This window comes from Algibacter luteus, from assembly GCF_900141715.1.
In the GTDB taxonomy this organism is placed as follows: Bacteria; Bacteroidota; Bacteroidia; order Flavobacteriales; family Flavobacteriaceae; genus Arenitalea; species Arenitalea lutea.
Genome location: NZ_FQYK01000001.1, coordinates 825,955 through 835,368, shown reverse-complemented (window position 1 = coordinate 835,368; position 9,414 = coordinate 825,955). Strand labels below are relative to the sequence as shown.

Below are 9,414 nucleotides of genomic sequence, written 5' to 3'. Positions count from 1 at the left end.
ATGGGGCAAATAATGGCAATCAAGATGGCTGTATAGTACCCACGAGATACCTTCCGGTAGGCCAAGGCTTTATAGCCGAGGTGGTAGCCGATGGACAGGTAGAGTTTAATAATAGCCAACGTGTATTTATTAAAGAATCAGACGCAGATGGAAGTTATGATAATGGATCAGCATTTTCAAAGACAACCAAAGGAAAAGGGACAAAAGCAGATAATGCATCTAAAGCACCAGAGGCAGCAAGTCCAATGCAAAGAATACGCTTAGAGTTTAACTCTATAACTGGTCCAGAGACTAGACATGAGTTACTGTTAGGATTTAGTACTCAAACTACCGATGCTTTTGATTATGGCTATGATGCGATAAATACAGAGACTAGAAATAACGATTTAAATTTAGATTTAGAAGGTAAGAACATGAACATTCAAGCCTATGGCCCGATAACCTCCGATAAGGTTGTGCCACTAAACTTTAAATCATCGGGCGATAATAGTTTTGAAATCAGAATCACAGAGATGGACAATCTAGACGAGAGTCAAGAGATTTATTTACGAGATAATTTAACAGGAACGTATTTTGATTTAAGGCAAGATGCAGCTTATAGTTTTTCATCGGCACAAGGTATCTTTAATGATAGATTTGAGATTGTATTCCAAAGCGAGCAACAAAGCTTAAGTACAGAAGAATCTATGGTCACAGAAAACTATATCTATTATCAAAATACAACCAATACGTTGTTTGTTAAAAAGCTAAACAGTGCGGTAAGCAAATTATCATTGATAAACATGCGTGGACAAACGGTATTAGAATTGTTAGATGTATCAACAGAACAATTACAAAACGGTATACCATTCAATAATATAGCCACCGGAGCCTATGTAGTATGTATGAGAACAGAGGCTAATGAAGTGCTTACTAAGAAGGTTATTGTAAATTAAAAAGCAAGTTTTATGGAACAGTGTGGTATTAATATGTGTGAAAATACAATTTACATGAATTGCATTTAATCGAATATAATATACACTTAATCGTAAAAAATTTACAAAAATTTTGTTTTATTGAAGGTAAAATCTTATTATTGCTTTAATTATTAACAAAACTGAAGTTTAATCTTTAAAATTAGTTAATGATTTTCTCTCAAAATTAGTATCCATTGTTCTAAAGCAGCGTTGATAAATAGTATTCGTATTTCAACTTAATATTAACACCCAATTGGGTCTATTATTCTAAGGAATCGAAGAAATTTAAATAGGACATATTATTGTTTTAAGAATTATTACAAGTAGGTATACAATGGACTTAATTGAAATTAAGATACAGATAAAAACAATTTTTGCTAAAATTAAAGCTATTCAATTTAAGACAAAAATATGTTTATTCTTTAGTTTATTCATTTTTTGTTTTAATACAGTTTCAGGACAGATAGAAGTAGATAATACCGCGACTGGGAGTACAAATAATTCACAAAATTTAACCATAAATCATAGCGTTTCTCCGGGGTTGTCTAACTCTGTTATGGTAGTGTCATTTTTAATTACTTCTCCCTTATCCAATTTAAATACTTTAACTTATGGTGGAGAAAATTTGACCCTAGTAGAAAGTTCAAATCGAAATTCTATTTCGATAGCAGTTTATACTTTGGTTAATCCGCCGGTTGGAACTAATGCCATATCGATTAGTACTTATAATAAAACGGATATAACCTTAGCAGGAACCAGTTTTGGAAATGTAAATCAAGACAATGTATTTTCGTTAGTTCAAAAAAATCATGGAAATAGTAAAGAAGTATTTAAATCTATAGATTGTGATGAAGGGAGTTTTGCAATTGATTTTTTAGGAATAGAAGGTAAATCTGGAACTGAAGATGCGGGCCAAACTCTGTTATTCGGTAAGCAAAACAATAATGGTAAAGACTATTTATATAGTTCTTATAAAATTGCTTCATCTGGGACTGATAATTTAAGCTGGGAATTTAAACAAGCGAAGTATAATTATATTTGGGGTTGCTTAAACCCTGCTGCACCGGTAATTCCAATGCTGGATTTTGATGGAGTGGATGATTATATATCAACAGGCTCATTTATAGATGGTATGGACGAGGTTACTATAATGGCTTGGGTGAAATCCGATAGTGGCAATGCGAGTGATATGGTGATAGCTGGCGAAGATTCTGGTTGTAAAATATGGCTTGAAAATGGAAACAAGCCAACCTTTACAATTACTACAGATGATAACGATGAAATTTCCGTAGGTGCTAGTCCTATTAATTTTGATGAATGGCATCATATTACGGGAACGTATACAAACTCTACAGGTACGATAACATTATATGTTGATGGGGAATTATTAGATACAGCAAATTTTGAAGAGAATGATGAGAGTATTCAAAACACAAATTATTCATTAGGAACCTTCGAAGTGGGTCGCTTATCAAGCAATGTCAGTAATCAACAATATTTTAAAGGCGATATTGATGAAATTCGTGTATTCAATAAGGCTTTAACCAATTCTCAAATTCAACAAATAGTATACCAAGAATTAGATAACAATAATGGAATTGTAAGGGGTGCTTTAGTACAAAAAAATATTTCAGATTTTGAAACGGGAGCAAATTTAATGTGGGAAAATTTAAAGTTGTATTATAAAATGGGTAGGGAATTCACCTCTGATAATAGAGTAATAGATTATTCAGGAAATGAAAATATAGCCGCTATACATAATATAACATCATGGCAGGAAGAAAACGCGCCAATGCCTTTGGAAACCATAAATGATGGTTCATGGACCAGCGAGAATATTTGGTTGCATGGTGATGTATGGAACACCGACGGTCTTAACGATAAGAATTATGGTATTATTCATATAAAAAATAATATTACAATTAATGAATCCATTAAGACTATGGCTTTATTAATTGATTCTGGTAAGACTTTAACAATAGCAGGTGATAATCAAATTGAGAATAGTTGGTATTTAGAATTAAACGGAACTATAGATTTGATGAATGACTCCCAACTTATTCAAACGGTAAATAGCGATTTAGTTACTTCTAGTGAAGGCAAAGTTTTAAGACGTCAAGAAGGGACTTCCAGTGCTTATTGGTATAACTATTGGTCGTCACCAGTAGGTGTAACAGCAGCTACAAGTTTAACCGATAACAATGCGGCAACACACAATGCTAACAACACAGATTTCAATTTGGGTATGTTAAAAGACGATTCTGGCCTCAATACACAATTTACTAATAATTATACTGCAAATGGGAACATAAGTACGTATTGGTTGTATACCTTTATTAATGGTACATCATATTGGGATTGGGCACAGATTAAACCTTCAACTCAGTTGAAATCCGGTATTGGTTATACTCAAAAAGGTACAGGAACGGCAGCTTTAGCGCAGCAATATATATTTGAAGGTAAGCCAAATAATGGCACCATTTTAATAGATGTTAAAGATGTCGGTGGCCCAGGATCGGTAGCCAACATTTCAAAAACAGAATGCCTTTTAGGTAACCCTTACCCATCAGCCTTAGATATACATCAATTTATTGATGACAATGAAGGTGTTATAGATGGTTACTTACAATTATGGCAACAATGGGGAGGTTCCTCACATAACCTAAGCGAATACGAAGGTGGTTATGCCCAAGTGAATAAAACAGGATCGATACGCGCGTATCAGTTTGTAGGGATTTATGGAGACAATACAGGTTCACAGGATGGTTGTATCGTACCCACTAGATTCCTACCGGTAGGTCAAGGTTTTATAGCCGAGGTAGTAGCCGACGGCCAGGTTGAGTTTAATAATAGCCAGCGTGTATTCATCAAGGAATCAGATGCGGATGGCACTTATGACAATGGTTCAGCATTTTCAAAAACAGGGAAAGGCAAAGGTGCAAAAACAGAGATAGCTTCCAAAACTCCAGAAGAGGAAGAGCCAATGCAAAGGATGCGATTAGAGTTTAACTCAGTAACCGGTCCAGAGACTAGACATGAGTTACTGTTAGGATTTAGTTCTCAAACCACCGATGCTTTTGATTATGGTTATGATGCGATAAACACAGAATTCCGAAATAACGATTTGAATTTAGATTTAGAAGGTAAGAACATGAACATTCAAGCTTACGGTCCCATAACAGCCGATAAGGTAGTACCGCTAAACTTTACATCATCGGGCGATAACAGTTTTGAAATTAGAATTACAGATACGGAAAACCTAGACGAGAGTCAAGAGATTTATTTACGAGATAATAAAACAGGAACGTATTTTGATTTAACACAAGATGCAGCCTATAGTTTTTCATCCACACAAGGCATCTTTAATAATAGATTTGAGATTGTATTCCAAAGTGAGCAACAAAGCTTAAGTATTGAAGAATCGATGGTTTCAGAAAATTACATCTATTATCAAAATACAACCAATACGTTATTTGTTAAAAAGCTAAATAGTACGGTTAGTAAATTATCGTTAGTAAACATGCGCGGTCAAATAGTATTAGAATTGTTAAATGTATCAACAGATCAGTTACAAAACGGATTACAATTCAATAATATAACTACAGGCGCCTATGTAGTATGTATGAGAACCGAGACTAATGAAGTCCTTACCAAAAAGATAATAGTAAATTAGTATAATTGCATTTTATCGAATAAATACGTACTTTATCGAAATAATTATATATATTTGCCAATATGTCAATTTCTACCATAGAAATAATAGATTTCTATTTTTTTAATGTGAATTGAGATATATGATAAGTTTATCAAAATGATAATTTAGATATTAAATTTAGAAGATTTAACCCCAAAAAATCTCCTAGACTATGAATAAAAGCCTACTCTTAATAGTATTGTGTTTTTTAGTAAATGCTGTAACAGCACAATCTAATGCACCTAGTATTCAATCTGGTGTAAGCTTTCAATGGAGTGTTAACCAAACAGTATCTACAGATCCAGCAACTATCGAAAGTGTAACGGTTAATAGTATTGTATATCAAAATTATGGAATCCCTATTGGTTATACACTAACTCAATTAGGTCCAAATGGTCATAGTTCAAATAACATTAGAAACAACGGAGCATACACAGAAACAACTAGTGCTAGTTTAACATGGAATTCATCGGCCTTAGCATCCTTTCAGGATTTGAATCTAAATCATTATTTTGAAGCTACAGGAAACGGTCAAAATATTTGCGATAATTATACTGCGGAACAGACTACAAATGCACAACGACAAACCTTAACCTATGGCACTGGTATTTTTGCTAGCTCAAGCGGTATTATAGCAATTACTGAACGTAATGCAAATAACTGTTATCATGTCGAGCTTTTTGGTACACCTCCTGGTGGGGGTCCAGAACAATCTTTAGGAGAAACTTTTGTAAATCAAACAACAACAAAATGGGGTTTTGGAGGTACAGGATCTAGTGGTAATATAGGAACCCCAGGAGCTGTAAACAAGCCTGCAACAGGATCTGATTATTGGCTTAGTGATCGTGTTCTAGAAAATAATGGTACCATTGGTATTGCATTGTTTTATCTAGACGATATTGCTCCTAACGGTTCAATCATTACTAAAGCCCAATTAACAGCTTCAACAAGCGACCACGCAGATGGAAAACTCTTTATATTAACTCTTCCAGACCAAGATAAAGACGGCTTCAGTGATGTTGATGATTTGGACGATGACAATGATGGTATTTTAGATATTGACGAATGTTCCGATTTAGGAAAAACGCCGTTACTTAATTCTGATTTTGAAGATTTAGATATAACAGGTGGTTTAGATGGTGGTCCAACCGATGTAGTGCCTACCACTGGAATTTGGAAAGGTGATGCTAGTAATATTCCTAGTTGGTTAAGTTCAGATGGAACAAATAATCATCTAGAAATATGGCACAATACACATGGAGCCGGAAATGATTCTGGAGGACAAGCATTTTCGGGTTCTCAATGGGCTGAAGTAAATGCAACTACTAATGACGGGTTATATCAAGATATAACAACTGCTCCAGGAGATGTATTACGATGGACTTTTGCTCATAGAAAAAGGACAGGATACGCTGGGAGTGCTCAGGAAGATGTTGTTAGATTACTTATTGGTAATCCCAGTGGGACAATGAGTAGTCAAGGTGATTATAGTTCTGCCGGAGATGCCTCGTGGACCGAGCATTCTGGAACTTATGTAGTACCCGCAGGACAAACTACTACAAGATTAACTTTTACCGCCATCTCAGTGGCGTCAGGAGGCGGAACAACTTCTGGAAACTTTGTAGACAATGTACAATTATATGTGTTACCTAATTGTGAAGACACAGATGGTGATGGTTTGCCAGATCGTTTTGATATAGATAGTGATAATGATGGTATCCCTGATAATATTGAAGCCCAATCAACTTTAGGTTATATAGCGCCTAGTGGTGTTGGTTTTGGTATTACAGATGTAGACCAAAATGGGATTGATGATAATTATGGATTAGGTTTAGTTTTAGAGGATACCGATGGGGATGGTATTCCTGATTTTAGGGATTTAGATTCAGATAATGACGGACTATTGGATATTGAAGAGAACGGAATGGCTAATCTTATTGTGTCATTTACAGATCTAGATAGTGATGGATTGGATAATCTTTTTGAAGGATCTAATTTGAACGACGCAGATGACATCAATGATGAAATAGATGACCCTACAGATTTATCAGTATTGCCCGACGTCGATGGTGATTTACTAACAGGTGGAGATTTAGATTATAGAGATTTATTTGATGGGAACCCGCCTTCATTGGCCACCATAGATTTTGATGGCGTTGATGATTATTTAACTGGAGAATTTATGTTACAAGGTTTGCAAGAAGTAACCATTATGGCATGGATAAAAATAACAACGATATCTGGTGTAACAGATAGAACAATTGCAGGTGAAGATGTGTCTTGCAGAATTTATAGAAAACATGGCAACATGCCTTCTTTTGGAATGCGATTATCATCAGGTGTAACAAATGTATTAAGTGGTAGTTCAGTTAATGTTGGTGAGTGGCATCATGTGGCTGGCAAATTTGATAATACTACCGGAACACAGGCACTTTATATTGATGGAGAATTAGTTTCAACGGTAACGAATGCTGCTTGGGTAGGAGAAACTATTGAAGCAGATTCGAGTTTGTGGAATGGAAAATTCGAAGTTGGTCGCTTATCAAGAACGGGGAGTTCTATCCAACATTTTAGTGGTAGTATTGATGAAATACGTGTGTTTGATGTAGCCTTAACAGATAATCAAATTCAGCAAATAGTCTACCAAGAGATTCAAAATAATTCTGGGAATGTAAGCGGAAAAATTATACCAAAAAATATAAAAGATACAGCAACAGGTAATACGTTACCATGGAGTAATTTAATGGCTTATTACCCAATGACCGACATAAAGACTGGTATTACCTTAGACAACTCTGCAAATAGCAAAACTTTAGCCCTTCGTAATATATCAACAGTTCAAGATCAAACAGCGCCAATGCCTTACGCAACGGCAAACGATGGTTCATGGACAACGGAATCAACATGGTTGCACGGTGATGTTTGGGATATTGAAAACACATCTACCAACAAAGATTGGAGTATTGTAAAAATAGCTAATGAGGTTACGGCATGTCATGATTTTGTAACTGCCGGATTAATTATAGATTCTGGTAGTACATTAACTGTTCATAGTGATCGTCTAGTGGAGAATGATTTGTATTTAGAGTTAAATGGGACGCTAGATTTAGAAGATGATTCACAATTAGTTCAGACGGTTAATAGTGATTTAGTGACTTCATCAACAGGGAAAATTTTAAGACGTCAAGAAGGGACATCAAGCCCGTTTAGATACAACTACTGGGGGTCGCCTGTCGGCGCGCTAGGTGCAACAAGTTTAAGCGATAATAATTCGGCTAGTAATAATACAAATAATTCAAGCTACACTTTAAATATGCTTAAAGATGAGGCGAAAAATAATATACTATTTACATCGAACTACACAGCTAATGGCAACATTAGTACGTATTGGTTATATACTTATATAAATGGATTAACATATTGGCATTGGGAATATCTAGATCCTAATGATCCAATAACCCCAGGAGTTGGGTACACGCAAAAAGGAACAGGTATAGGAGATTCAGAACAGCAATACATTTTTGAAGGTAAACCTAACAATGGCACTATTTTAATAGATGTTTTGGATAAAGGTGGCCCAGGATCTGTAGCTAATGCATCAAAAACAGAATTTCTATTAGCGAACCCATATCCTTCAGCTTTAGATATTCATAAATTTATAGATGATAACGTTGGTGTTATTGATGGAACATTGCAACTATGGCAACAATGGGGCGGAAATACACACTATCTAGACGAATACCTTGGAGGTTACGCGCAAGTAAACAAAACAGGTTCTACTCGTGCTTATCAATTCGTTGGTTTTTATGGATCTAATAACGATGCGCAAGACGGATCTCTTGTGCCCACAAGATATTTACCGGTAGGTCAAGGTTTTATTACAGAGATTATTGCCGATGGACAGGTAGAGTTTAACAATAGCCAGCGTGTATTTGTAAAAGAATCGGATGCCAATGGTACGTACAATAACGGCTCTGTATTTTCAAAAAACTCAAACAGTAAAAATAAAGGAGAAAGTAATACAAACAGAAAAGATCAAGTCGATGAAATGAAAAGAATGCGAATAGAATTAAACTCAATTAAAGGGCCTAAAACGCGACGTGAATTGTTATTAGGATTTAGCGAAAGCACCAGTGATGGTTATGATTATGGGTACGAAGCATTAAGTGCAGATTCCAGTAATAACGATTTAAATTTAAGTTTAGAAGGTAAAAACATGAATATTATGGCTTATAGCCCAATAACGAGTGATAAAACAATACCTTTAAATTTCAAGTCTTCTGGTAATAATTCATTCAACATAAAAATAACAGAATTAGAAAATATAGATGAAACACAGGCCATTTATTTAAAAGATAATTTGGCAGGCGTATATTTCGATTTAACTCAAAAATCTGGGTACAGTTTCACGTCAGCGCAAGGTGTCTTTAATAAAAGATTCGAAATTGTATTCCAGAAAGAAGGTCAAGTTTTAGGAATTGATGAATCGATAGTTGAAGACAGTAACATTTATTTTCAAAACGCAACCAATACGTTGTTTGTTAAAAAGCTAAATAGTACAGTTAGTAAATTATCTTTAGTAAACATGCGCGGCCAAACGGTATTAGAATTGTTAAATGTATCAACAGAACAATTAAAAAACGGAATTCAATTTAGTAATATATCAACAGGAGCTTATGTAGTTTGTATGAGAACTGAGGCTAATGAAGTGCTTACTAAGAAGGTTATTGTAAATTAGAGTTCTTTAAAAGTATAAAATTCTAA

General features: G+C 34.9%; 3 protein-coding genes. All 3 read left to right on the top strand.

The window, feature by feature from the left end:
* Nucleotides 1-935, top strand: a 935-nt coding sequence (locus tag BUA46_RS03530; RefSeq protein ID WP_143148056.1) for a T9SS type A sorting domain-containing protein, incomplete at its 5' end; no start/stop codon positions are given.
* A 355-nt stretch (nt 936-1,290) separates the two neighbouring features.
* Nucleotides 1,291-4,629, top strand: coding sequence for a LamG domain-containing protein (locus BUA46_RS03525; RefSeq protein ID WP_019385935.1), 3,339 nt, complete (start codon nt 1,291-1,293; stop codon nt 4,627-4,629).
* A 193-nt stretch (nt 4,630-4,822) separates the two neighbouring features.
* Nucleotides 4,823-9,388: a DUF8693 domain-containing protein gene (locus tag BUA46_RS03520; RefSeq protein ID WP_019385936.1), complete on the top strand. Its 4,566-nt coding sequence runs from the start codon at nt 4,823-4,825 to the stop codon at nt 9,386-9,388.
* The last annotated feature ends 26 nt before the right edge of the window (nt 9,389-9,414 follow it).

Bases quoted from the DNA above. Each gene is read 5' to 3' on its own strand.
- BUA46_RS03525 (WP_019385935.1), top strand. From the start codon at position 1,291: ATGGACTTAATTGAAATTAAGATACAGATAAAAACAATTTTTGCTAAA.
- BUA46_RS03520 (WP_019385936.1), top strand. From the start codon at position 4,823: ATGAATAAAAGCCTACTCTTAATAGTATTGTGTTTTTTAGTAAATGCT.